Origin of the sequence: Winslowiella arboricola, assembly GCF_025527015.1 — a bacterium.
Taxonomy (GTDB): domain Bacteria; phylum Pseudomonadota; class Gammaproteobacteria; order Enterobacterales; family Enterobacteriaceae; genus Erwinia; species Erwinia arboricola.
The window spans coordinates 26,441-49,760 of the sequence record NZ_JAODIM010000032.1 but is presented as its reverse complement, the minus strand read 5'-3'; the positions used below and the strand labels follow the sequence as shown (position 1 = coordinate 49,760).

Below are 23,320 nucleotides of genomic sequence, written 5' to 3'. Positions count from 1 at the left end.
AAAGGCGGTATCAGGCAACCCTGATGCCGCTTTTTTAATGCTGCTGTACCTGACGCTCCTGCGGCATGCTGGTGAGGCGCAAGGCGCGCGGCCCTATATTCGGTTTACTCACTTCCACATCGCGCAGCGCATGCCAGTTATTTTCCTGATCTAATTCCCACAGACGAAGACGCTGTGTGCCTGGCGACAGGGCGCATGACCATACCATCAGCGGCTCAACATCACTGAGAGCCTGAATATCGGGAAAGGCGGCTGAACGCAGGCGGCCGGAAGCGGGATGCAGGCGTAAAGCATCAGCATCATGCTGGCTTTCACCGGTCAGTTTCAGCACGCTCTGGCGCAGAGTCCATAGCTGGGTGGCGGCCTCAACCGGATCCTGTTGGGCATTGATCCAGGCTTTCTCACCTGAAGAGAGGCATTGCAGCTGATTTTCCACCGTCTGACGGCTATGGGCGCGGACAATCTCCATATCCAGCCCGGCGCGCCCACCCTCTTCTGCCAGCAGTACGCCAACCTGATTACCGGCGTAGGCGATGCTAAAGTCAGGCAGATCGGCATCGGCAAAGCAGGGGCGTCCGCTGCTCATAGTGATCAGCGCCGGTAGTTGCTGCATGCCATACACGCGCAGCATCAGTTCGGCCAGCAACCATCGCGCGGCAAGAAAACGCACACGGCGTTTTTCATTCAGGTTTACGGAATCTTCTAGTAATTTCTGAGGTAGCCGCGATAAACGTGCCGGTGTCTGGACGTACGCCCAGCGTACAAAATGACTTGCCATCTGTCGCTCCGTGAAAATGGTCGGATAATCATCAGTACGTATTGTAAGAATTTTCTGAATCAATTTCATCCGACTTTCCGTTTCCTTACGGAAAATAGGACAAATGACTAATACTGAGCGTGCTAAGTCCCCCAGGCTTAACCTGAAGAGTGGCTGGCGTAAGGCGTTAGCAGGTCACTGAAATCACGTTGCTGGCAAATATCCCGCAGCTTCTGCAGTAGTGAGTCAGGCAATGGCACGCCATATTCCACACGCTGGCGGCGGGTGTGGTTTTCCGGTTCACCCGCCACCAGTACAGGTGCGGTCGGGTCGCTGGCAGGTGTGGCATGCAGCGTATCGATCACTTCATCCAGGCCCTGCTCGAACTGTGCCAGCGGTCCAAAAGCCGTGGGATTGATGGCGAGGAAAAAGTGGCCGATATCCGGGATCTCGCCCGCCGGACGGGTGGCGGCAAAGGCGGAACCCGCCAGTGTGCCAGCCAGAATTTGCGCCATCATCGCCAGGCCATAGCCTTTATGGCCGCCGTTTTGTTCCAGTCCACCCAGCGGAGTAAGCCCGCCTTCCGGCTGCTCATACACGGTGATCATCCCCTCGCGACTGCTGGTTACCGCTTCGCCCCGGGCATCGACCACCCACCCGGCAGGCAGATCTTTCTCCTGATAGTCATAAACTTTGATTTTATTAGCGGCAACGGTGGTGGTGGCCATATCCAGCGCAAAATCTTCATTACGCCCTGCCGGGGCAGCAAAGGCGATGGGATTGGTGCCTAATACCGGCATCGCGGCGCGTGATGGCACCAGCATGCGACTGCGCGTGGTGCTGGTGACCAGTGCTATTTTGCCTCTGGCAGCGGCGTAGCGGGCATATAAACCGGCAGCGCCAAAGTGGTTAGCATTGCGCACCACCACGCAGCCAAGGCCAGACTGCTCACTTTTATCGACCGCCAGCTCGATTGCGCGCTGTGCCGTGGCATGTCCCAGCGCATGGCCGCCATCAAGCACCGCTGTGGTTGGCGTTTCTGACAGCAGACGCGTTTCGCCAGTGGGATGCCACTGAGCATCGCGTAGTAAGCGATCATAGTGTGGCAGCATTGATATGCCATGGGAGTCGATACCCAGCAGATCGGTTTCAATAATTAATTTTGCGGTTTGCTGCGCAGCATCAGCGGCGATACCCCATCCACGCAGGATGGTTTCCGTCTGCTGCAACAGTAATTCCGCAGGAAAAAGGAGAGGTTTTTTCATCAGGCTTTGGCGGCATCATGCAGAAATTCAAAAACGGATGATAACACTGCTTTTTTTAGGTTTTATATGCGCATATGGCAACAGGTTATGCGGAAATCGGCAATATAGCCGTATCAGAGCAGGCAGCAGAGACAGCGGAGGCTGGTGCTTTTGTAAGTTAAAAGCGATGGCGGAAAATAATTGTCCAACAGGGTGTTGGACAATTATTGTGTCTTATTTCCCGATACAGAAACTGGAGAAAATCCGCCCCAGCAGGTCGTCGGAAGTAAACTCACCGGTGATTTCCGTCAGCGCCTGCTGCGCCAGACGCAGCTCTTCCGCCAGCAACTCACCAGCCCATGCGCCTAACAGCTGATGCTTACCCTGCTGTAAGTGCTGTGCCGCCAGTTCCAGCGCCTGCAGATGACGACGACGGGCAAGGAAGCCACCTTCCATATTGCCAGCGAAACCCATGCTCTGTTTCAGATGGTCGCGCAGCAAATCAATACCTTCGCCAGTACGTGCTGACAGACGAATTAGTGAGTGGTTATTCACTTCGCTGATACCCAGAGTTTCACCGGTCATATCCGCTTTATTACGCACTACGGTAATCGGTAAACTGGCGGGCAGACGGGCAATAAAATCAGGCCAGATATCTGCCGGTTCGGTGGCATCGGTGGTGGTGCCGTCAACCATAAACAGCACGCGGTCCGCCTGCTCAATCTCCTGCCAGGCACGTTCAATACCAATGCGCTCTACTTCGTCACTGGCTTCACGTAAGCCCGCAGTATCAATAATATGCAGCGGCATGCCGTCGATATGGATATGTTCGCGCAGCACATCGCGGGTGGTGCCAGCAATATCGGTCACGATAGCGGCGTCACGCCCGGCTAAAGCATTCAGCAGGCTGGATTTACCGGCGTTCGGCCGCCCGGCGATCACCACTTTCATCCCTTCACGCAACAGGCTGCCCTGACGCGCTTCCGCACGTACCGCGTCGAGATCGGCGATTACCGTATGCAGCTGCCCTTCAATTTTCCCGTCAGAGAGAAAGTCGATCTCCTCATCCGGGAAGTCGATAGCCGCTTCAACATAGATTCGCAGGTGAGTAAGTGCTTCCACTAAATGATTTACGCGCGCGGAAAAAGCGCCCTGCAACGAGTTCAGCGCCGAGCGTGCCGCCTGCTCTGAACTGGCATCGATCAGGTCGGCAATCGCTTCTGCCTGGGCTAAATCGAGCTTATCGTTGAGGAAGGCGCGTTCGGAGAACTCGCCTGGCTGCGCAATGCGCACGCCGGGCAGCGCGACAATACGTTTCAGCAGCAGATCGAGGATCACCGGGCCGCCATGGCCCTGCAGTTCCAGCACATCTTCACCGGTAAAGGAGTTCGGACCAGGAAACCACAACGCGATCCCCTGATCGAGCGCGTTACCCTCAGCGTCACGGAATGGCAGATAATCGGCGTAACGGGGCTTAGGCAGTTTGCCCAGCAGCTGTTGCGCGACGTCGGCCGCTCTGGCGCCGGAAACGCGCAGGATACCGACGCCGCCGCGTCCCGGAGGTGTCGCCTGGGCTACGATCGTATCGCTATGGCTCATGTTTAACTCTCTTTTGCTGCAAAAAAATAAGGCGGTCAATTGACCGCCTTATGATAACCATTGTGCCATTTTTTAGCACGGGCGGCGAAAACGCCGCCCCTACAAGTTTTACGGTAATTCGTAGCGAATTACGCTTTTTTCTTGTCGCGGCTATGCAGGCCACGTTTTTCCAGGCCGCGATAAATCAGCTGCTGCTGGAGAATGGTCACCAGGTTACTGACGATGTAGTACAGCACCAGACCTGACGGGAACCACAAGAAGAACACGGTGAAGATAACCGGCATAAAGGTCATGATCTTCTGCTGCATTGGATCGGTCACGGTGGTCGGTGACATCTTCTGAATGAAGAACATCGTCACGCCCATCAGGATCGGCAGGATGTAGTACGGGTCCTGTGCGGCAAGGTCATGGATCCACAGTGCAAACGGCGCATGACGCAGTTCAACCGAGCCCATCAGCATGTAATACAGGGCAAGGAAGATTGGCATCTGAATAATCAGCGGGAAGCAGCCACCCAGTGGGTTGACCTTCTCGGCTTTATACAGCGCCATCATCTCCTGCGACATTTTCTGCTTATCGTCACCTAAACGCTCACGCATCGCCGCCATTTTTGGCTGCAGCATGCGCATTTTCGCCATCGAGGTGTACTGCGCTTTGGTCAGCGGGTACATGATGCCGCGCACGATAAAGGTGATCACGATAATGGAGAAGCCCCAGTTACCGATAAAGCTGTGCAGGAATTTCAGCAGTTTAAACAACGGCTGAGAGATAAACCACAACCAGCCGTAATCCACGGTCAGATCGAGGTGCGGTGCAACCGCCGCCATCTTGTCCTGGATTTCCGGGCCAACCCACAGGGTTGCTGCAAGGTTCTGCTGCGCGCCTGGCGCCACCGTTACCGGCGTCGATTTGTAGCCAATCGCCGCCACACCGTTGCCCAGGTTAGTGGTATACAGTGAGTTATTGCCGGTGGTCATTGGCACCCATGCGGTAGCAAAGTATTGCTGCAGCATCGCCACCCAACCGTTGGCGGTTGAGGCGCTCAGGTTTTCGTTATCGGCGATGGTGTCAAATTTGTATTTTTCATACTTAGATTCGCTGGTGGAGTAAGCCGCACCGCGGAAAGTATGTAATGCAAAGTTGTTGCTGCCGGTATCACGATGCTTAGGCAGGTCGATGGTTTGCTTCAGCTGACCAAACATCGCCACTTCCAGCGGCTGCTGTGTGGTGTTGTTCACCTGATAATCGACGCCAATTGCATATTCACCGCGCTTCACAACGAAGGTCTTGGTGTAAACCGCACCGTTTTCCGCAGTGAAAATCATCGGGATACGCAACTCGCTCTGACCCGGGGCCAGTTCGAAGTGATCCTGCTGGGTGGTAAACAGTGGACGCGCGCCGTTAGACGGATTGTCCGGACCGTTACGCCCGGTCAGGCCACTCTGTGCCTGATACAGGAAAGACGGCGTGGTTTCCAGCAGCTGGAACGGCTGATCAGAACCCAGTTTGTCCGGGTAAGTCAGCAGCAGAGCCTGTTCGATATCACCACCGCGGGTGTTGATGTTCAAAGACAGGACATCAGTCTTAACGGTGATCGTCTTACCCTGACCGCTGGCTGGAACGCCCTGGTTGGCGGCATCACCTGCTGCGCTGGTCGTGTTTTGTGTGGTCTGGGTCTGCTGTGGCTGCGGAGCATTGTCCGTCTGCCAGGCTTGCCAGATCATAAAAGACACGAACAGAAAAGCGATGAGAAAAAGATTACGTTGCGAATCCATCGTTAATGTTCTCTGTTATCGTCGGTTTTGGGCGGCACCGGATCGTCGCCACCTGGGTTCAAAGGGTGGCATTTTAATACGCGTTTCACTGTCAACCAACTGCCTTTTATCACACCAAACCTGCGCAATGCCTCAATACTGTATTGAGAGCAGGTTGGATGGAAGCGACAGTGCGGTCCTAACAGCGGACTGATGACGCGCTGATACACACGTATCAGCGCAATCAGGAGCCGCGAGCCAGGCGACAGTGACGACGCCATAGTTTCTCCAACGCTTCCGCCAGCGCACGATTATCCAGATCAGCAACCCCTTTCTTCGCCACTACCACAAAATCCATTGATGGCAGTTCGTGTTGTCGCAGGCGAAAGCTTTCGCGGGTCAATCGCTTGATCCGGTTACGCTCATGCGCACGCTTAACATTTTTTTTAGCGACGGTAAGACCGATGCGGGGATGCCCCAGCGCGTTAAGGCGGCCGAGAATGGTAATTTGCGGCATGCCAGCCCGTTGTGGCTGCTGGAAGACGAAAGTGAAATGAGTGGGAGTTAACAAACGTAACTCCCTGGGAAATGCGAGCTTAACCACTCAGGGTTAGCTTTATTACTTGGAAACGGTCAGACGAGAACGGTTTTTAGCACGACGACGTGCCAGAACCTGACGACCATTTTTTGTTGCCATACGAGCACGGAAGCCGTGTGAACGGTTGCGCTTCAGTACGGACGGTTGAAAAGTGCGTTTCATGGCGATTTCTACCTAAACTTGAAAAAAATTTCACTTGGTGACGCGTGTATGGGCCAGTAAATATGACCGACGCCTCAGTGTGTCTTTAATAAAGAGGCGGGATTGTAATAATTGTACAGTCCAGAGTCAATTTACTTCGCATTATGGCGCGTCCTGATGTCCCGGGTTGACCCGTAAAACCAGCCAAATCGGGCCAGAGCGCAACACGTCGGGGCGAGAATTATACGGCGTCCATTATAAAGCGCAAGGATCGGCCAGGATCTTATCGCGATCGTTTGCCAGCAAATTACGCGAAAACGTGATGGCGCCAGGAAAAATCACCGAATCCGGACGATCCTGAATGCCTTTTGAGCAGGGTGGCGTACACTTATCAGCCTGTGGATAAAATGGATCAAAACTGTGTAGAAAGTGAAGATCTCTGGCGCGCTTTGCGCTATGATCCGCCCTTCCGCTAACGATCCTTCCGTTGATCGTCATCGGATTAACCGCAGATAGCGGTTCGCATGCGTTTCGTCTGCATGCGTCAACAATGATTAAATTATCGTTTCAGCGCCTTTTTCTTATCGATTTTGTTCGAGTGGAGTCCGCCGTGTCACTTTCGCTTTGGCAACAGTGTCTTGCCCGCCTGCAGGATGAGCTACCTGCCACAGAATTCAGCATGTGGATACGCCCGCTACAGGCCGAACTGAATGACAATACACTGGCCTTGTATGCACCAAACCGGTTTGTACTCGACTGGGTTCGTGATAAATATCTCAATAATATCAACGGATTATTAAATGAATTCTGCGGCGCGGACACACCGTTGCTGCGTTTTGAAGTGGGCAGTAAGCCGGTAACGCGCACCATCAGTCAGCCCGTTGCCGCCAGCGCCAGCTTCAGCGCGCCACCTGCTCCGGCGGGGATCCTGCGCCCTGCGCCATCACGTCCAAGCTGGGATAATGTTCCGGCACCGGCCGAGCTTTCGTACCGTTCGAACGTCAACACCAAACATAACTTCGACAACTTCGTTGAAGGTAAATCAAACCAGCTGGCGCGCGCAGCTGCGCGTCAGGTTGCCGATAATCCAGGTGGCGCGTATAACCCGCTATTTCTGTATGGCGGCACGGGCCTCGGTAAAACGCACCTGCTGCATGCGGTAGGTAATGGCATTATGGCGCGCAAGCCGAATGCCAAAGTGGTGTATATGCACTCCGAGCGCTTTGTGCAGGATATGGTGAAAGCGCTGCAAAATAATGCCATTGAAGAGTTCAAGCGCTATTATCGTTCTGTCGATGCGCTGCTGATCGATGACATTCAGTTCTTTGCCAATAAAGAGCGCTCGCAGGAAGAGTTTTTCCACACCTTTAATGCGCTGCTGGAAGGTAACCAGCAGATCATTCTGACCTCGGATCGTTATCCAAAAGAGATCAACGGGGTGGAAGATCGTCTGAAGTCGCGCTTTGGCTGGGGCCTGACGGTGGCGATTGAGCCGCCGGAACTGGAAACCCGCGTCGCGATTCTGATGAAAAAAGCCGATGAAAACGACATTCGCCTGCCGGGCGAAGTGGCGTTCTTTATCGCCAAGCGCTTACGCTCTAACGTGCGTGAGCTGGAAGGCGCACTGAACCGTGTGATTGCCAACGCCAACTTTACCGGCCGGGCGATTACTATCGATTTTGTGCGTGAAGCGCTGCGCGATCTGCTGGCGCTGCAGGAAAAGCTGGTCACCATCGATAATATTCAGAAGACGGTGGCCGAGTACTATAAAATCAAAGTGGCTGATTTGCTCTCCAAACGTCGCTCCCGTTCAGTGGCGCGTCCGCGCCAGATGGCGATGGCGATGGCGAAAGAGCTGACCAACCACAGTTTGCCGGAAATCGGTGATGCTTTCGGGGGTCGCGACCATACGACCGTGCTGCATGCCTGCCGTAAAATAGAGCAGCTACGCGAAGAGAGTCACGACATTAAAGAAGATTTCTCAAATTTAATCAGAACATTATCTTCCTGACGCTATGAAATTTATTGTAGAACGCGAGCATTTACTCAAGCCATTACAGCAAGTCAGCAGCCCACTGGGCGGCCGTCCAACGCTGCCTATCCTTGGCAACCTGCTGCTGCAGGTGAATGAAGGCAGCCTGTTGCTGACCGGCACTGATTTAGAGATGGAAATGGTAGCGCGTGTCGCGCTATCGCAGGCGCATGAGCCGGGGGCAACCACCGTGCCGGCGCGTAAATTTTTCGATATCTGTCGTGGTCTGCCCGAAGGGGCGGAGATCACTGTGGTGCTGGAAGGTGACAGAATGCTGGTGCGCTCAGGCCGCAGCCGCTTCTCATTGTCCACCTTACCGGCCAGCGATTTCCCGAATCTCGACGACTGGCAGAGTGAAGTTGAATTCACCCTGCCGCAGGCCACAATGAAACGCCTGATTGAAGCCACGCAGTTTTCGATGGCCCATCAGGACGTGCGTTACTATCTGAACGGCATGCTGTTCGAAACCGAAGGTGAAGAGCTGCGTACCGTCGCCACCGACGGCCACCGTCTGGCGGTCTGTTCGATGCCGGTAGGTCAGGCGCTGCCGAACCATTCGGTGATTGTGCCGCGTAAAGGGGTGATTGAGCTGGTACGTCTGCTTGACGGTGGCGATACGCCGCTGCAGGTGCAGATCGGCAGCAATAATATCCGTGCGCATGTCGGCGACTTTATCTTCACCTCTAAACTGGTGGATGGCCGTTTCCCTGACTACCGTCGCGTATTGCCGAAAAACCCGGATAAAACGCTGGATGCGGGCTGTGATCTGCTGAAGCAGGCTTTTGCCCGCGCGGCGATTCTGTCAAACGAGAAGTTCCGCGGCGTTCGCCTCTATATCAGCGAAAATCAGCTGAAAATTACGGCGAACAACCCGGAGCAGGAAGAAGCGGAAGAGATCCTCGACGTCACCTATGGCGGCACCGATCTGGAAATTGGCTTTAACGTCAGTTACGTGCTGGATGTGCTGAACGCGCTGAAATGTGAAAATGTGCGTTTACTGCTGACCGATTCGGTTTCCAGCGTGCAGATCGAAGATGCAGCCAGTCAGTCGGCGGCCTATGTCGTCATGCCAATGCGCTTGTAATTGCTGAATTTATCACCATATCGTAGGGGAGGCGTTCTCGCCTCCCGTGCGGGAGCCGATAACGGCTCCCCTACAGCGTCTGTGGAATATCTTTACCTATGGCTTTAACCCGCCTCCTTATCAAAGATTTCCGTAATATTGAAAATGCGGATCTCGCGCTTGCGCCTGGTTTTAACTTTCTGGTCGGCGCCAATGGCAGCGGCAAAACCAGCGTGCTGGAAGCCATCTATACCCTTGGCCACGGGCGTGCGTTTCGCAGTTTGCAGGCCGGGCGCGTGATTCGTCACGATCAGGATGCCTTTATCCTGCATGGGCGTATCGACGGTGCGGAACGTGAAATCTCGCTCGGTTTAACCAAAAATCGTCAGGGCGACAGCAAAGTGCGTATCGACGGCAGCGACGGCCATAAAGTGGCGGAGCTGGCGCAGTTACTGCCAATGCAGCTGATTACGCCGGAAGGTTTTACCTTGCTTAATGGCGGGCCAAAATACCGCCGTGCCTATATTGACTGGGGCTGTTTTCATAACGAACCCGGCTTCTTTAACGCCTGGAGCAATTTGCGGCGGCTGTTAAAGCAGCGCAATGCGGCGTTGCGCCAGGTCTCTCGTTACCAGCAGATCCGTGCATGGGATCAGGAACTGGCTCCGCTGGCGGAGCAGATCAGCCAGTGGCGCGCGCAATATAGCGAGGCGATCGCGGCGGATATTACCGCGACCTGCGCCCAGTTTCTGCCGGAGTGTCAGCTCAGTTTCTCTTTCCAGCGCGGCTGGGACAAAGAGAGTGACTATGCCGAACTGCTGGAACGGCAGTTCGAACGCGATCGTGCGTTAACTTATACCGCCAGCGGCCCGCACAAAGCGGATTTTCGTATTCGCTCTGAGGGGACGCCGGTAGAAGATTTACTGTCGCGCGGGCAATTAAAGCTGCTGATGTGTGCTTTACGCCTGGCGCAGGGTGAGTTTCTCACCCGACAGAACGGGCGACGTTGCCTGTATCTGATAGATGATTTTGCCTCTGAGCTGGATGAGAGTCGTCGTCGCCTGTTAGCGACGCGTCTGAAGGCCACTCAGGCCCAGGTTTTCGTTAGTGCCATCGGTGCAGAGCATGTCATCGATATGACTGATGAAAAGGGCAAGATGTTCCACGTAGAACAGGGTAAAATAGCGGTTCAACCTGAAGATTAAATGAGCGAGAAACGTTGATGTCGAATACTTATGACTCCTCAAGTATCAAAGTTCTGAAAGGGCTTGATGCGGTACGCAAACGCCCGGGTATGTATATCGGCGATACGGATGACGGCACCGGTCTGCATCACATGGTATTCGAGGTAGTGGATAACGCCATTGACGAAGCACTCGCCGGGCACTGTTCAGATATTACTGTGACCATTCATGCTGATAACTCAGTCTCCGTACAGGATGATGGCCGTGGTATTCCGACCGGCATCCATGAAGAAGAAGGTGTCTCTGCTGCCGAAGTTATCATGACGGTGCTGCACGCCGGTGGTAAGTTCGATGACAACTCGTATAAAGTTTCCGGTGGTCTGCACGGCGTAGGCGTGTCAGTGGTTAACGCCCTGTCACAGAAGCTGGAGCTGACCATTCGCCGTGAAGGCAAAGTCCATCAGCAGGTTTACGTGCATGGCGTGCCGCAGGCGCCGCTGGCGGTCTCGGGTGAAACCGATATTACCGGTACTCGCGTACGTTTCTGGCCAAGCCACGAAACCTTTACCAACGTCATTGAATTTGAATATGAAATTCTGGCGAAGCGTCTGCGTGAACTTTCGTTCCTGAACTCGGGCGTCTCTATCCGTCTGGAAGATAAGCGCGACGGCAAAAGCGATCACTATCACTACGAAGGCGGTATTAAAGCGTTCGTGGAGTATCTGAATAAAAACAAAACGCCGATTCACCCAAATGTGTTCTATTTCTCCACCGAGAAAGATGGCATTGGCGTGGAAGTGGCGTTGCAGTGGAATGATGGTTTCCAGGAAAACATCTACTGCTTTACCAATAACATTCCACAGCGTGATGGTGGTACCCACCTCGCCGGTTTCCGTGCGTCGATGACCCGTACGCTGAACGCCTATATGGATAAAGAAGGCTACAGCAAAAAAGCCAAAGTGAGCGCCACCGGTGACGATGCGCGTGAAGGCCTGATTGCCGTGGTATCGGTAAAAGTGCCGGATCCGAAATTCTCTTCACAGACCAAAGATAAACTGGTGTCATCTGAAGTGAAAACCGCGGTTGAGACGCAGATGAACGAACGTCTGGTCGAATATCTGCTGGAAAACCCTTCCGATGCGAAAATCGTGGTCGGTAAAATTATCGATGCGGCTCGTGCGCGCGAAGCGGCGCGTCGCGCCCGTGAAATGACCCGTCGTAAAGGCGCGCTGGATCTGGCGGGCCTGCCAGGTAAACTGGCGGACTGTCAGGAGCGCGACCCGGCGCTGTCTGAAATCTACCTGGTGGAAGGGGACTCGGCTGGCGGCTCCGCCAAGCAGGGTCGTAACCGTAAAAACCAGGCGATTCTGCCGCTGAAAGGTAAAATCCTTAACGTGGAGAAAGCGCGTTTTGACAAAATGCTCTCTTCACAGGAAGTGGCCACGCTGATTACGGCGCTGGGCTGCGGCATTGGCCGTGACGAATACAACCCGGATAAACTGCGTTATCACAGCATCATCATCATGACCGATGCCGACGTCGATGGCTCGCATATCCGTACGCTGCTGTTGACCTTCTTCTATCGTCAGATGCCGGAAATCGTTGAGCGCGGCCATATCTTTATTGCCCAGCCACCACTGTACAAAGTGAAGAAAGGCAAGCAGGAACAGTACATTAAAGACGATGAAGCGATGGATCAGTATCAAATCGCCATTGCACTCGACGGCGCGACGCTGCATATCAATGCCGATGCACCGGCGTTAGGCGGCGAGCAGCTGGAGACGCTGGTTTCCGAGTTCAACTCGACGCAGAAAATGATCAAGCGTATGGAACGCCGTTATCCGCTGGCTCTGCTGAATGCGTTGATTTATCACCCGACGCTGAGCGAGCTTGTAGAAGAAACCGCGGTACAGAGCTGGATCGAAGGCCTGGTGAACTATCTCAATGAGAAAGATCAGCACGGCAGCAGCTACAGTGCGGTCGTCCGTGAAAACCGCGAACTGCATCTGTTCGAGCCGGTTCTGCGTATTCGTACCCACGGCGTCGACACCGATTACCCGCTGGATAACGAGTTTATGCTGGGCGGCGAGTACCGCAAAATCTGTGCGCTGGGTGAGAAACTGCGCGGCCTGATCGAAGAAGATGCGTTTATCGAACGTGGCGAGCGTCGTCAGCCGGTTGCCAGCTTCGAGCAGGCGCTGGAGTGGCTGGTGAAAGAGTCACGTCGTGGTCTGTCAGTACAGCGCTACAAAGGTCTGGGCGAAATGAACCCGGAGCAGCTGTGGGAAACCACCATGGATCCGGGCAGCCGCCGTATGCTGCGGGTGACGGTGAAAGATGCCATCGCTGCTGACCAGCTGTTCACCACCCTGATGGGTGATGCGGTTGAACCGCGTCGTGCGTTTATCGAAGAAAACGCCCTGCGCGCAGCGAATATCGATATCTGATTGCTGCGGATTGCTGCATAAGCCTGATAAAAAGGAACGGCCCTGGCCGTTCCTTTTTTTATGCAGTTTTACTTATCCATTGGCGTTACGGCTGGTCAATGTGAGCTGAATCGCGCTAGCATGGATGAAAACCGTTAGCTGACGAGGATGTTATGGCGATAAAACTGATTGCGATCGATATGGACGGCACGCTGCTTAATCATCAACACAACATTACCCCACGGGTGAAAGAGGCGATTGGCCGCGCGCGTGAGAAAGGGGTGTATGTGGTGCTGGCGACGGGCCGCCCTTATATCGGTGTGGCGCGCTATCTGCTGGAGCTGGATTTGCAGCAGGAAGGCCAGTTCTGTATCACCAATAATGGCGCCCTGGTTCAGCGCGCAGTCAACGGTGACTGCATCGCCGAAGTTACGCTCTCCTTTGATGACTACCTGTTATTTGAACAACTTTCGCGTGAGTTAGGTGTGCATCTGCATGCGCTGGACAAATCACGGCTGTATACCGCCAATAAAGATATCAGCGAATATACCGTGCATGAGGCTTCGCTGACTGGTATCCCGCTACACTATCGTAGCGTGGCGGAGATGGATCGCACGCTGACCTTCCCCAAAGTGATGATGATTGATTCGCCGGAATTGCTGGATAGCGCGATTGCGCGTATTCCGGCGGAACTGCATGAAAATTACACCATTATGAAAAGCGCGCCTTACTACCTCGAAATCCTGAATAAACAGGTAAATAAAGGAGCGGGCGTAAAAGCGCTGGCCGATCAGCTGGGTCTGGCGCGGGAAGAGATTATGGCGATTGGCGACCAGGAGAACGATCTGGCGATGCTGGAGTTTGCCGGCACCGGCGTGGCGATGGCCAACGGTATCGATGCGGTAAAAGCGATCAGCCAGTTTGTCACTAAAACCAATATGGAAGATGGCGTGGCGCTGGCCATTGAGAAGTTTGTGCTGTAACCGCAACAGTTTGCTGGCTTATCTGTCCTGATGCCAGCGAATGTTTTACCCTTAGTGCATGCCTCACTAAGGGTAACCCCGATGACGGAAAAACAGCTTACTTTTGATGACCGGAACCATCAGCTCACCAATATCAACATCTGGACCGCCGACAGCCAATGGCTGGTCTACGATCTGCGCCCTTCCGGCGCCTCCTTCACCAGTCTGACCATCGAGCGCGTCAATACCCGCACGGCGGCGACAGAAGTGTTGTATCAGGCCAGTCAGGGGGCGCACGTCGGCGTGGTGACCGCCAGTCCCGATTTACCGCCGCGTTACGTCTGTATTCACGGGCCGGAAAACCCCGATGCATACTGGCAGTATGATTTTCATCATCGCCGCGGGGTGATCGTCCAGCATGGCGTGGCGGAAAACCTTGATGCCTGCGATATCACCCCGCCTTTTACGCCCGGAGCGCTGCGTGGCGGCTCGCATGTGCATGTTTTTAGCCCCGACGGTTCACGTCTGAGTTTTACCTATAACGATCATGTGATGCATGAATGGGACCGCGCCGAAGATTTGCGTAACGTCGGGGTTGCGGTGCCGCTGCATGCGGTTTGTCCGCACAAACAGCATCCGCGTGAATACGATGGCAGCCACTTTTGCGTACTGGTCAGCCAGACCACCGCCACACCGGTGCCGGGCAGCGATGAGATCAATCGCGCTTACGAAGAGGGCTGGATGGGTGCTGAAGGCTATCGCAAACCTGACGGCAGCCAGCAGCGCTGGGCGCTGGCGTTTATTGGCGATACGCTGGACAGCAATGGCGAGAAGCTCTCCGAGGTGTTTATTGTCGATCTGCCAGCCAAAATGCAGGACTTCGCGCTGGCGGGCGATCTGCCGCTGGAAGGCAGCGCAACGCGTTTACCGGCGCCGCCGCGTGGCGTAATACAGCGTCGCCTGACCTTTAGCGGCGGGCGTCGCTATCCCGGCGTGGTCAGCCAGCCGCGTCACTGGCTGCGCGCTTCACCGGATGGCAGCGCCATCGCTTTTCTGATGAAGGATGATACGGGTGTGGTTCAGCTATGGACCATTTCGCCGAACGGCGGTGCGCCGCAGCAGATCACTGACAGCAGCAGTGATATTCAGTCCGCTTTTAGCTGGCATCCTGACGGGCAGGCGGTGGCACTGGTGTGTGATAACAGCGTAATGCTGTGTGAGATAGCCAGCGGCAGGATGCAGAGAGTAACGGCGCGCAGCGATCAGGCGCCGGGGGGTGATGCGGTAGTGATATCGCCTGATGGCCAGCAGGTGGCCTTTACGCGCGATATCAACGGTTATCGTCAGATCTTTACGGCTGCGCTGAGTTAGACGCCATCGGCGCCACAGTTTTCAGACTGTCCTCGGTGTGCGCCAGTTTTTCACTGCGCAGCACGCGCTCGCGCGGTGAATCCTCACTTTTATCATCATCAGAACGCAGGTAATCCCACGGCAGCAGTACGGTGTCCATCACCGCGGAGAACGGCAGATCGATCACCGCCAGCGGTTTCAGCGCCCAGCTGCTGTTATCGTCTGTGATAATGGCGGCGCTGGCGCGAGTGCCGGGATAATAACCCTGGTTCGGCCCGGTATGGGACATGACGCTTGAACAACCTGTCGTACCTGCCAGTGCGCAGCATGCAAATAAACCGGCTAAACGGTAATTATAAATTGCTTTCATCTCTGATTATCCCTTCAGTCATGGACATATGCCTGGCTGAGTTTCTCCGTCGACGGGCAGGGAAACGTCCCGGTTACTCTGTGGTAACTCTTGCCCGATTCCCGACGGAATCTCTGCTGAGTGTATGCCATTCGCAGCAATATGGTTAAAAAAATTACAGGATTGGCTCTTGAAAGCGGCAGCATCGTCACCATTTTTAAATCAAGGTCACAAAGAGTACGCCGACAGGGTACCGCTTTAATGACTGGCAACCTGTCCATTGTGGAAGGCTGTGATGACAACTTGCTGAAAATCAGGAGCTATTACTATGCGTAACTTTGATCTCTCTCCACTTTACCGTTCTGCCATTGGTTTTGATCGTCTGATTAACCTGCTGGAATCTAATCAGGGCCAGAGCAACGGTGGTTATCCTCCCTATAATGTGGAGCTGGTGGATGAAAATCACTACCGAATTACGATTGCGGTGGCAGGTTTTGCCCAGAGTGAACTGGATATCACCTCCCACGACAATCTGCTGATTGTACGCGGCGCCCATGCCGAAGAGCAGCAACCTGAACGGCAGTATCTGTATCAGGGGATCGCCGAGCGTAATTTCGAACGTAAATTCCAGCTGGCCGAACATGTGCATGTACGTGATGCACGTTTAGAGAACGGCCTGCTGTATATCGAGCTGGAGCGTGTGGTGCCGGAATCGATGAAACCACGTCGGATCGAAATTCTGAAATAACGCTAAGTGCGGGGCCAGTCTGATGCTGGCCCCGTTATTATTACTGATGCTGCTGTCGCGTGATGCGGGCGGATGTCAGTAAGCCGCCAAACATATTCAGCAGTAATCCCGCAATAATAATCGCCGCTCCGGCAAGCTGCATCGCCGACAGCGTTTCATCCAGCAGCAACGCCGCACTGAGTATCCCCACCACCGGCACCAGCAGCGCCAGCGGCGCGACGCGCCAGGTTTCATAGCGACTTAGCAGATTCCCCCAGATGGCATAACCTACAATAGTGGCAATAAACGCCAGGTAAATCAGCGCCAGAATGGTGGAAGCGTTAATATTGACCAGGCTTAACACGATAGCTTGTGGCCCTTCGTACAGCCATGAACAGAGAAAGAATGGCGCCACCGGCACCAGCGCGCTCCACACCACCAGCGACATCACCGGCACGTTGCTATTGCGCATAATCACCTTATTGGTGATATTTCCCAGCGCCCAGGAGAGTGCGGCGCCCAGCGTTAGCAACAACGTCACCAGCGTAATGCCGCTGCCGCTCTGCTTATCCATCCCTGCTTGCGCCAGCACCAGCATACCTGCTGCTGCCACCAGAATGCCGGCGATATGATTCCAGCGCAGTTTTTCCGAAAGCATCACTGCGCCCAGCAAAATGGTGAAAAACGCCTGCGCCTGAATCACCAGCGAGGCAATGCCCGCGGGCATCCCCAGTTTGATGGCGAGAAACAGAAAGGCGAACTGACCAAAACTGATGGTCATGCCATAAACCACCAGCCATTTGAGCGGGATTTTGGGCGGTTTGACAAAGAAAATCGCTGGCAGCGCCACCAGCGCGAAACGCAATCCGGCCAGAAGAAACGGCGGCATATCGTGAAGACCCACTTTAATAACGACAAAATTCACCCCCCAGGCAATCACCACACAGAGAGCCAGCAACATATCTTTGACCGACATAACACTTTCCTTCTTCGACGCGCGGGTTAAGCGTTAGCCGTAACCGGCGCATTAACGCGAATCGCACTGATTAGCCTCTGGTGCGGCCTTCTGGCGGCATCACCACAGTTGCAAATGCCAGGCACGGGCGGCGAGAACGCCGCCCCTACGGGATGGTTAACTCCAGGCGATCGCATTCTTCATTTTCTTGTCGGTTAAACCGAAGAAGAACCCCATCGTAATGCGGGTATCACCGGATACCCGGTCGATTTCGTGGTAGTAAGCGGGATTGAAAATATAGACATCGCCTTTACGCGGGCTGAATTCACAGGTTTCGCAGTCATCCACTACCGCGCTTTGATAACCCAGCTCACCCGGCGTTTTGAACTGCTCATCTTCCTGCTGCCACTTCTTCTTGTAGACGCGCAGCACGCCGCCGCTGTCGCACGCCTGCAGACAGACCACGCAGCTCAGCTGATGCAGAATATTGGTCACTGCCAGGCCGCTCTCGGCGGCATCCCGTACGATCAGATCGTTGTGCAGCGGGTTGGCGACGCCGTCGGCATGAAAACGCACAATCGCGCCGGAATAGGTTCCCAGCTCAGGCTCCTGCGCAGTTTGCAGCGTTTCCAGCTTCAGCGCCTTCTTCACCCACTGATAGACGCTCTCTTTTAGCGTCATCAATGAAGCGGGCAACGACGGTTGCAGATCACGCAGTTCAGTAAAGTAGTTTCCTGGCGTCGCGGTGTATTGCGCCAGATAGGGGCCAAGAGTGGTTAATGCATCATTGGGGGGAGAGGGGTATCGTGTTTTGTCCCGACACTGTGTTAAGTCTTTGACTACTGTATTGGCGACATCCGCTGTCAAAAAACCCCGTAACACCAGCAACGGGATACGCGCGGTAACAATATCATCAAGCCAGGTAGTATCGACAAACATGCCAGGATTAATAACGCGAATCTGATTAAAAATGGCCATGATCTACTCCGATAAAGTGAATCCATTAAGCTCATGATTGTTCATTCGACGCCAGCCAGACACGAACCTCAGTATGTTGTTCTAAAGACAAAGAAGAGTATCGCGTACAAGCTGTAAGGCTATACGATAGCCTGGGATCACTTTGTTGTGAGCAGAAATATTTTATTTAGTTATATTAACTAATACAATCAATGGCTTGATAAGGTGTCGTGAAGGGCGGTTATCGCCAGGTTGCCGGGCAGGTTAAGCTGGCAATCCGCGATGCCAGTGACATCATAGAAGAACGTCACCCTCCCCCATAAATGGAGGAGGGCGGGGGCGGGGGAACAACCGTCTGCCAACCCGCTTACACCGCTTCCACGTGAGCGCGCTCAACCTCTTCCGCCAGAATGCGAATACCTTTCTCAATCGTCTCGCTGTCCGGCACATAGTTCATGCGCATGCACTGATGGGTGTGCGGCCATTCATGTTCCAGTCCGGGGAAGAAGAAGTGGCCGGGCACCATTAATACGCCACGCTGCTTCAGGCGCTGATAGAGCAGTTCGGTACTAATCGGCAGATCCTGAAACCACAGCCAGAGGAAAATTGCCCCTTCCGGTTTATGGATCAGGCAGCGTTCTGCGGGTAAATAGCGGCGAATAACCGCAATCGTCTCGTTAACGCGCTGCTGATAGAAAGGTTTAATCACCTCTTCAGACAAACGTAACAGATCGCCACGCTTAATCATCTCGGTGGCGATAGCTGGCCCGATACTGCCCGGCGCAAGGCTGATAATGCCGTTCATATTGCTGATCGCGGAGATCACTTTCTCATCGGCAATAATAATGCCGCAGCGCGAACCCGGCAGACCCAGTTTCGACAGGCTCATACACAGGATAATATTCGGATTCCACAGCGGGCGTACTTCGCTAAAGATAATCCCCGGGAACGGCACGCCGTAAGCATTATCGATCAGCAGCGGGATATCGTGCTGTTGCGCCAGCACATCGAGTTTCATTAACTCTTCGTCGGTAATCACATTACCGGTGGGATTGGTCGGGCGTGAGACGCAGATTAAGCCGGTATCGTCGGTGATCTGCAAATGCTCGAAATCGACATGATATTTAAACTGTCCTTCCGGCAGTAATTCAATATTGGGTTTCGCCGAAACAAACAGGTCTTCATCAAGGCCGGCATCGGCATAGCCGAGATATTCTGGTGCCAGCGGAAACAGTACGCGCTTTTTGCTGCCGTCGGCCCGGCGACCGGCATACAGGTTAAACAGATAGAAAAACGCGCTCTGGCTGCCGTTGGTCAGGGCAATATTCTGCGGTGAAATCTGCCAGCCAAGGTGTTCGCGCAGCATCTCAGCCAGCGCATCCAGCAGAACGGCTTTGCCGCGCGGGCCATCATAATTGCACAGTGCATCGGTCAGTTTGCCTTCATCATGCATCTGTTGCAGCAACTGCTGAAAATAGTCATTCATTGCCGGAATTTGCGCCGGATTACCGCCGCCCAGCATTACCGCGCCGGGCGTGCGTAAGCCTTCGCCCATATCTTCCATCAGGCGGGTAATGCCTGAATGGCGTGTAAATTTGTCACCAAAAGCCGAAAAAGTCATAACCTGTAAATCATTTGTTATCGCATAGGGTCAATCACCATAACGCCGCGTTAAAAGGGGTGCAATGGCTATCGTGTGGCGGGATGTGAACTTCGCGAACGGGCAGGGGCGGCGAGAACGCCGTTATGACTTATCGCGGAAATTATCGGGACGGGTGGCGAGAACGCCGCCCCTACGGTCACCTGATGTAGGGGCGGCGTTCTCGCCGCCCGCTAACAAGATTATTTCAACAGCTGTGGGTTAACGCAGTTCTTCTCAACTTTACCGGTCAGGGCGGCGATCAAGTTATCCACCGCATCTTTCGCCATGCCATAACGTGTTTCATGGGTAGCGGAACCGATATGCGGCAGCGCCACCACATTTGGCAGCTCCAGCAGCGGAGAGCTGGACGGCAGCGGTTCCTGCTCAAAGACGTCGAGACCGGCGGCATAGATTGTGCCATCTTTCAGCGCCGCGATCAGCGCCTGCTCATCCACCACCGGGCCGCGTCCGGCATTGATCAGAATCGCGCTCGGCTTCATTTTCGCCAGCTGCTCCTGGCCAATCAGATGATGGGTCTGTTCGGTCAGCGGCAGGCTGATACAGAGGAAATCGGACTCTTTCAGCAGCGTATCAAGATCGCAATACTGTGCGTCAAACCGCTGTTCCGCTTCTTCATGATGCTTACGTGCGTTATACAGAATCGGCATGCTAAAACCGAAGTGGGCACGCTGCGCCAGCGCCAGGCCGATACGACCCATCCCCAGAATCCCCAGTTTCTTATGATGCACATCAATGCCAAACCAGTCCGGGCCGACGCTGCTCTGCCACTCGCCAGCTTTAACCCGCTCGGCAACTTCCACTACGCGGCGGGCGGATGCCAGTACCAGCGCCATCATGGTGTCGGCCACGGTTTCAGTCAGCACGGTTGGCGTATGCATCAGCACCACTCCGCGCTGATTCAGCGCGTCGACGTCAAAATTGTCATAGCCCACGGAAACGGTCGACGCCGCGCGCAGTTTTGGCGCTTTGGCCAGAAACTCGCCATCTACTTTGCCACCAGAGCCGAGAATGCCTTCCGCTGATTGCAGCACCTCTGCATATTTCGCGATATTTTCTGGCGTCAGGCCGCTGATTTCAGTTACGGAAAAGTGTTGGTCAAGACGCTGGCGTAAATCGTCAGGCAAGGACTTATACAGCACCACTGAAGGTTTCATGCGTGTCTCCCTGTTAAAAGCATGTTGGGCGGCAAGTTTGCCGCCCTGGATAATGTTAACGACGGGGCCGCTTTCAGGCGTGTTTTGCGCCCGGACCCACCGCTGGCTGCTGAGCAGCCGCGGGTTTAACGATAAGCGTTAGCCAGACCGCAACCAGCAGCGCCGCACCCATAAAGATATAGGAGGCTGACGGGTTGCCGGTGGCGCCATTAAGATAGCCAACAAACCATGAGCCGGTAAAGGAACCCAGTGCGCCCATGCTGTTAATCAGCGCCATGGCACCCCCGGAGACATTGCGCGGCAACATCTCCGGAATAATGGCGAAGAACGGGCCATAAGGGGCGTACATCGCGGCGCCTGCAATCACCAGCAGGGCATAGGAGATCCAGAAATGTCCCGGCCCAATCAGATATGAACCTAAAAACGCCAGCGCGCCAATTAACAGTAACGGCCAGACAAACAGTTTACGGTTCTGTAACTTATCCGACGCCCAGGAGACAATAATCATCGCAATGGTTGCCGCCAGATAAGGTACCGCCGAAAGCCAGCCTGCCTCTACCATACCCATTTGTGTGCCGTTGCGCAGTATTGATGGCAACCACAGCACGAAACCATAAACCCCGATGCTCCAGGCGAAATACTGCATACACAGCAGGATGACATTGCGCGATTTAAAGGCAGCGCGATAGTTGGGCACCGCTTTAATGCTCTCCTGCTCTCTTTTCAGCTCGGCCTGTAGCGCGGCTTTCTCTTCGTTGCTCAGCCATTTGGCCTGCGCCGGTTTATCCTGCACCATAAACCACCAGGCGACTGCCCAGATCACCGCCGGAATACCTTCAAAGATAAACATTTCCCGCCAGCCGAAGGATTCAATCAGATAACCGGAGACCACCGACATCCACAGCACCGTCACCGGATTACCGAGGATCAGGAAGGTATTGGCGCGCGAGCGCTCCGATTTGGTAAACCAGTTACTGATATAAATCAGCATCGCTGGCATCACCGCCGCTTCCACCACGCCAAGCACAAAGCGGATAGCGGCCAGCATCGGGATATTGCTGACCACTCCGGTCAGTGACGCGCAACCACCCCACAGAATCAAACACCAGAAAATCAGCTTTTTCACACTGCGGCGTTCAGCATAAATTGCGCCGGGGATCTGGAAAAAGAAATAACCAAGGAAGAACAGGGCGCCCAGCAGCGATGACATACCCTTAGTAATGCCTAAATCGTCATTGATACCCGCCGCAGAGGCGAAGCTAAAGTTCGCCCGGTCGAGATACGCCAGACTGTAGGTGATAAACACGATGGGCATGATGTACCACCAGCGTTTAGGCGCGATCGTGTGTTTCTTCATAATGTTATCCTCTGTTGAGGTGGCCGCATTCTGCTCTCAGGGAGATCGATGCGATTTCGTTATTTGCAGGGCACGACAATTCGCGGCAACGTTAATCGTCGCCAAGCTCAGCGCGCGTCGGCAGCCCTTCGCTGTCGCCGATCACCTGAATCGCCAGTGAACCGATTTTGTTGCCGCGTTTAATCGCCTGCGGCAACGTTTTCCCTTCCAGTAACGCGCTGATCACGCCAACCGCAAAGCCATCGCCTGCGCCAACGGTATCCACCACGTTTTCCACTCTGACGGCGGCGACCTGGCCTTTCTCGCCTTGCGCGGTTTTATACCAGGCGCCGTCACTGCCGGTTTTAATGATCACCGCCTTCACGCCCTTATCGAGCCAGAAGTCAGCCATCGCTTCCGGCTGGCTATAGCCGGTGAGGATTTTCCCCTCTTTTTCACCCGGTAATACCCAGTCGGCATATTCGGCCAGCAGGTTAAGTTGCTTCACCATTTCGCGCTCGCTGGACCACAGCACCGGGCGCAGATTGGGATCGAAAGAGATGGTTTTCCCCAGCGATCGCATCTCTTTGGCGGCATATTTAGCGAGTTCCAGCGAGCTGTCGGAAAGCGCCGCTGCGACGCCGCTCAGATGAAGATGGCGCGCCGCGCCAAAGTAATCGCGGTCAAAATCGTCAACCGAAAGATGACTGGCGGCGGAGCCTTTGCGGAAGTACTCCACCAGCGGATCGGAGCCATCATCAACTTTCGACTTCAGCTGAAAACCGGTGGCATAGCGTTTATCGACCGTTACCTGACGGCGATCGACCCGCTCTTTATCCAGCTGCTGGCAGGTAAAGCGGCCAAATGAGTCATCGCCGACGCGGCTGACCCAGCCGACATTCAGGCCGAGGCGCGCCAGACCAATTGCCACATTCAGTTCCGCGCCGGCAATCCGTTTGATAAAACTCTCTGCCGCCGCCAAATCACCGGTTTCGCGCGCCACAAACATCGCCATCGCTTCGCCTATGGTGACCGCATCCAGCGTGCCATTTGTATGGGTTGTCATCCG

General features: G+C 54.5%; 21 protein-coding genes. 7 read left to right on the top strand and 14 right to left on the bottom strand.

Annotated features, from left to right (window positions below; genetic code table 11):
* Positions 1-34 precede the first annotated feature (34 nt).
* From N5923_RS01740 to rpmH, 7 genes are all read right to left on the bottom strand, one after another.
* Positions 35-778, bottom strand: coding sequence for a 4'-phosphopantetheinyl transferase family protein (locus N5923_RS01740; protein ID WP_267141748.1), 744 nt, complete (start codon positions 776-778; stop codon positions 35-37).
* 137 nt (positions 779-915) lie between these two features.
* Positions 916-2,022 carry an Ldh family oxidoreductase gene (locus N5923_RS01735; protein ID WP_267141747.1) on the bottom strand — a complete coding sequence of 369 codons (1,107 nt, stop codon included), beginning with the start codon at positions 2,020-2,022 and terminating at the stop codon, positions 916-918.
* 213 nt (positions 2,023-2,235) lie between these two features.
* Positions 2,236-3,600, bottom strand: a complete 1,365-nt coding sequence (gene mnmE, locus N5923_RS01730) for a tRNA uridine-5-carboxymethylaminomethyl(34) synthesis GTPase MnmE (protein WP_267141746.1) — start codon at positions 3,598-3,600, stop codon at positions 2,236-2,238.
* Positions 3,601-3,728: 128 nt separating this feature from the next.
* Positions 3,729-5,375, bottom strand: a complete 1,647-nt coding sequence (gene yidC, locus N5923_RS01725; protein WP_267141745.1) for a membrane protein insertase YidC — start codon at positions 5,373-5,375, stop codon at positions 3,729-3,731.
* A gap of 2 nt (positions 5,376-5,377) precedes the next feature.
* Positions 5,378-5,635, bottom strand: a complete 258-nt coding sequence (gene yidD / locus N5923_RS01720) for a membrane protein insertion efficiency factor YidD (RefSeq protein WP_267141744.1) — start codon at positions 5,633-5,635, stop codon at positions 5,378-5,380.
* A complete protein-coding gene (rnpA, locus tag N5923_RS01715) occupies positions 5,599-5,958 on the bottom strand; it encodes a ribonuclease P protein component (RefSeq protein WP_026111604.1) in 360 nt (119 codons plus the stop codon). Before rnpA ends, yidD begins: the two co-directional genes overlap by 37 nt.
* 15 nt (positions 5,959-5,973) lie before the next feature.
* On the bottom strand, positions 5,974-6,114 hold the full coding sequence (gene rpmH, locus N5923_RS01710) for a 50S ribosomal protein L34 (protein ID WP_071590502.1): 141 nt from the start codon (positions 6,112-6,114) through the stop codon (positions 5,974-5,976).
* A gap of 589 nt (positions 6,115-6,703) precedes the next feature.
* Here rpmH and dnaA point away from each other — a divergent pair.
* From dnaA to N5923_RS01680, 6 genes are all read left to right on the top strand, one after another.
* Positions 6,704-8,104: a chromosomal replication initiator protein DnaA gene (dnaA, locus tag N5923_RS01705; protein WP_267141743.1), complete on the top strand. Its 1,401-nt coding sequence runs from the start codon at positions 6,704-6,706 to the stop codon at positions 8,102-8,104.
* Positions 8,105-8,108: 4 nt separating this feature from the next.
* Complete coding sequence (dnaN, locus tag N5923_RS01700; protein ID WP_267141742.1) at positions 8,109-9,209, top strand: DNA polymerase III subunit beta; 1,101 nt, start codon at positions 8,109-8,111, stop codon at positions 9,207-9,209.
* A gap of 98 nt (positions 9,210-9,307) precedes the next feature.
* Positions 9,308-10,393: a DNA replication/repair protein RecF gene (gene recF, locus N5923_RS01695; protein ID WP_267141741.1), complete on the top strand. Its 1,086-nt coding sequence runs from the start codon at positions 9,308-9,310 to the stop codon at positions 10,391-10,393.
* Positions 10,394-10,410: 17 nt separating this feature from the next.
* Positions 10,411-12,819 (top strand): DNA topoisomerase (ATP-hydrolyzing) subunit B, encoded by a 2,409-nt coding sequence (gene gyrB / locus N5923_RS01690; RefSeq protein WP_267141740.1) that lies wholly within the window; start codon positions 10,411-10,413, stop codon positions 12,817-12,819.
* Positions 12,820-12,971: 152 nt separating this feature from the next.
* Entirely contained in the window at positions 12,972-13,781 is an 810-nt protein-coding gene (yidA, locus tag N5923_RS01685) for a sugar-phosphatase (RefSeq protein ID WP_267141739.1), read from the top strand.
* A gap of 81 nt (positions 13,782-13,862) precedes the next feature.
* Positions 13,863-15,131: a DUF3748 domain-containing protein gene (locus tag N5923_RS01680; protein WP_267141738.1), complete on the top strand. Its 1,269-nt coding sequence runs from the start codon at positions 13,863-13,865 to the stop codon at positions 15,129-15,131.
* On the opposite strand, the gene N5923_RS01675 is transcribed toward N5923_RS01680, so the two are convergent.
* Positions 15,112-15,480 carry a YceK/YidQ family lipoprotein gene (locus N5923_RS01675; protein ID WP_267141737.1) on the bottom strand — a complete coding sequence of 123 codons (369 nt, stop codon included), beginning with the start codon at positions 15,478-15,480 and terminating at the stop codon, positions 15,112-15,114. The genes N5923_RS01680 and N5923_RS01675 overlap by 20 nt on opposite strands.
* A gap of 307 nt (positions 15,481-15,787) precedes the next feature.
* On the opposite strand from N5923_RS01675, the gene ibpA reads away from it, so the two are divergent.
* Positions 15,788-16,207, top strand: coding sequence for a small heat shock chaperone IbpA (gene ibpA / locus N5923_RS01670; protein ID WP_267141736.1), 420 nt, complete (start codon positions 15,788-15,790; stop codon positions 16,205-16,207).
* Positions 16,208-16,247: 40 nt separating this feature from the next.
* On the opposite strand, the gene N5923_RS01665 is transcribed toward ibpA, so the two are convergent.
* The 6 genes from N5923_RS01665 to N5923_RS01640 form a co-directional block, all read right to left on the bottom strand.
* Entirely contained in the window at positions 16,248-17,162 is a 915-nt protein-coding gene (locus N5923_RS01665; RefSeq protein WP_267141735.1) for an EamA family transporter, read from the bottom strand.
* Positions 17,163-17,318: 156 nt separating this feature from the next.
* The gene (locus N5923_RS01660) at positions 17,319-18,119 is read right to left on the bottom strand and encodes a 2OG-Fe(II)-dependent halogenase WelO5 family protein (RefSeq protein ID WP_267141734.1); all 801 of its coding nucleotides are present in this window, start codon (positions 18,117-18,119) and stop codon (positions 17,319-17,321) included.
* A gap of 346 nt (positions 18,120-18,465) precedes the next feature.
* Positions 18,466-19,719, bottom strand: coding sequence for a valine--pyruvate transaminase (locus N5923_RS01655; protein ID WP_267141733.1), 1,254 nt, complete (start codon positions 19,717-19,719; stop codon positions 18,466-18,468).
* Positions 19,720-19,940: 221 nt separating this feature from the next.
* Positions 19,941-20,915: a glyoxylate/hydroxypyruvate reductase GhrB gene (ghrB, locus tag N5923_RS01650; RefSeq protein ID WP_267141732.1), complete on the bottom strand. Its 975-nt coding sequence runs from the start codon at positions 20,913-20,915 to the stop codon at positions 19,941-19,943.
* Between the two features lie 73 nt (positions 20,916-20,988).
* Complete coding sequence (locus tag N5923_RS01645) at positions 20,989-22,272, bottom strand: MFS transporter (RefSeq protein ID WP_267141731.1); 1,284 nt, start codon at positions 22,270-22,272, stop codon at positions 20,989-20,991.
* A gap of 91 nt (positions 22,273-22,363) precedes the next feature.
* Positions 22,364-23,317 (bottom strand): sugar kinase, encoded by a 954-nt coding sequence (locus tag N5923_RS01640; RefSeq protein ID WP_267141730.1) that lies wholly within the window; start codon positions 23,315-23,317, stop codon positions 22,364-22,366.
* Positions 23,318-23,320 lie beyond the last annotated feature (3 nt).

Bases quoted from the DNA above. Each gene is read 5' to 3' on its own strand.
- N5923_RS01740 (WP_267141748.1), bottom strand. From the start codon at position 778: ATGGCAAGTCATTTTGTACGCTGGGCGTACGTCCAGACACCGGCACGT.
- N5923_RS01735 (WP_267141747.1), bottom strand. From the start codon at position 2,022: ATGAAAAAACCTCTCCTTTTTCCTGCGGAATTACTGTTGCAGCAGACG.
- mnmE (WP_267141746.1), bottom strand. From the start codon at position 3,600: ATGAGCCATAGCGATACGATCGTAGCCCAGGCGACACCTCCGGGACGC.
- yidC (WP_267141745.1), bottom strand. From the start codon at position 5,375: ATGGATTCGCAACGTAATCTTTTTCTCATCGCTTTTCTGTTCGTGTCT.
- yidD (WP_267141744.1), bottom strand. From the start codon at position 5,635: ATGGCGTCGTCACTGTCGCCTGGCTCGCGGCTCCTGATTGCGCTGATA.
- rpmH (WP_071590502.1), bottom strand. From the start codon at position 6,114: ATGAAACGCACTTTTCAACCGTCCGTACTGAAGCGCAACCGTTCACAC.
- dnaN (WP_267141742.1), top strand. From the start codon at position 8,109: ATGAAATTTATTGTAGAACGCGAGCATTTACTCAAGCCATTACAGCAA.
- recF (WP_267141741.1), top strand. From the start codon at position 9,308: ATGGCTTTAACCCGCCTCCTTATCAAAGATTTCCGTAATATTGAAAAT.
- gyrB (WP_267141740.1), top strand. From the start codon at position 10,411: ATGTCGAATACTTATGACTCCTCAAGTATCAAAGTTCTGAAAGGGCTT.
- yidA (WP_267141739.1), top strand. From the start codon at position 12,972: ATGGCGATAAAACTGATTGCGATCGATATGGACGGCACGCTGCTTAAT.
- N5923_RS01680 (WP_267141738.1), top strand. From the start codon at position 13,863: ATGACGGAAAAACAGCTTACTTTTGATGACCGGAACCATCAGCTCACC.
- N5923_RS01675 (WP_267141737.1), bottom strand. From the start codon at position 15,480: ATGAAAGCAATTTATAATTACCGTTTAGCCGGTTTATTTGCATGCTGC.
- ibpA (WP_267141736.1), top strand. From the start codon at position 15,788: ATGCGTAACTTTGATCTCTCTCCACTTTACCGTTCTGCCATTGGTTTT.
- N5923_RS01665 (WP_267141735.1), bottom strand. From the start codon at position 17,162: ATGTCGGTCAAAGATATGTTGCTGGCTCTCTGTGTGGTGATTGCCTGG.
- N5923_RS01660 (WP_267141734.1), bottom strand. From the start codon at position 18,119: ATGGCCATTTTTAATCAGATTCGCGTTATTAATCCTGGCATGTTTGTC.
- N5923_RS01655 (WP_267141733.1), bottom strand. From the start codon at position 19,719: ATGACTTTTTCGGCTTTTGGTGACAAATTTACACGCCATTCAGGCATT.
- ghrB (WP_267141732.1), bottom strand. From the start codon at position 20,915: ATGAAACCTTCAGTGGTGCTGTATAAGTCCTTGCCTGACGATTTACGC.
- N5923_RS01645 (WP_267141731.1), bottom strand. From the start codon at position 22,272: ATGAAGAAACACACGATCGCGCCTAAACGCTGGTGGTACATCATGCCC.
- N5923_RS01640 (WP_267141730.1), bottom strand. From the start codon at position 23,317: ATGACAACCCATACAAATGGCACGCTGGATGCGGTCACCATAGGCGAA.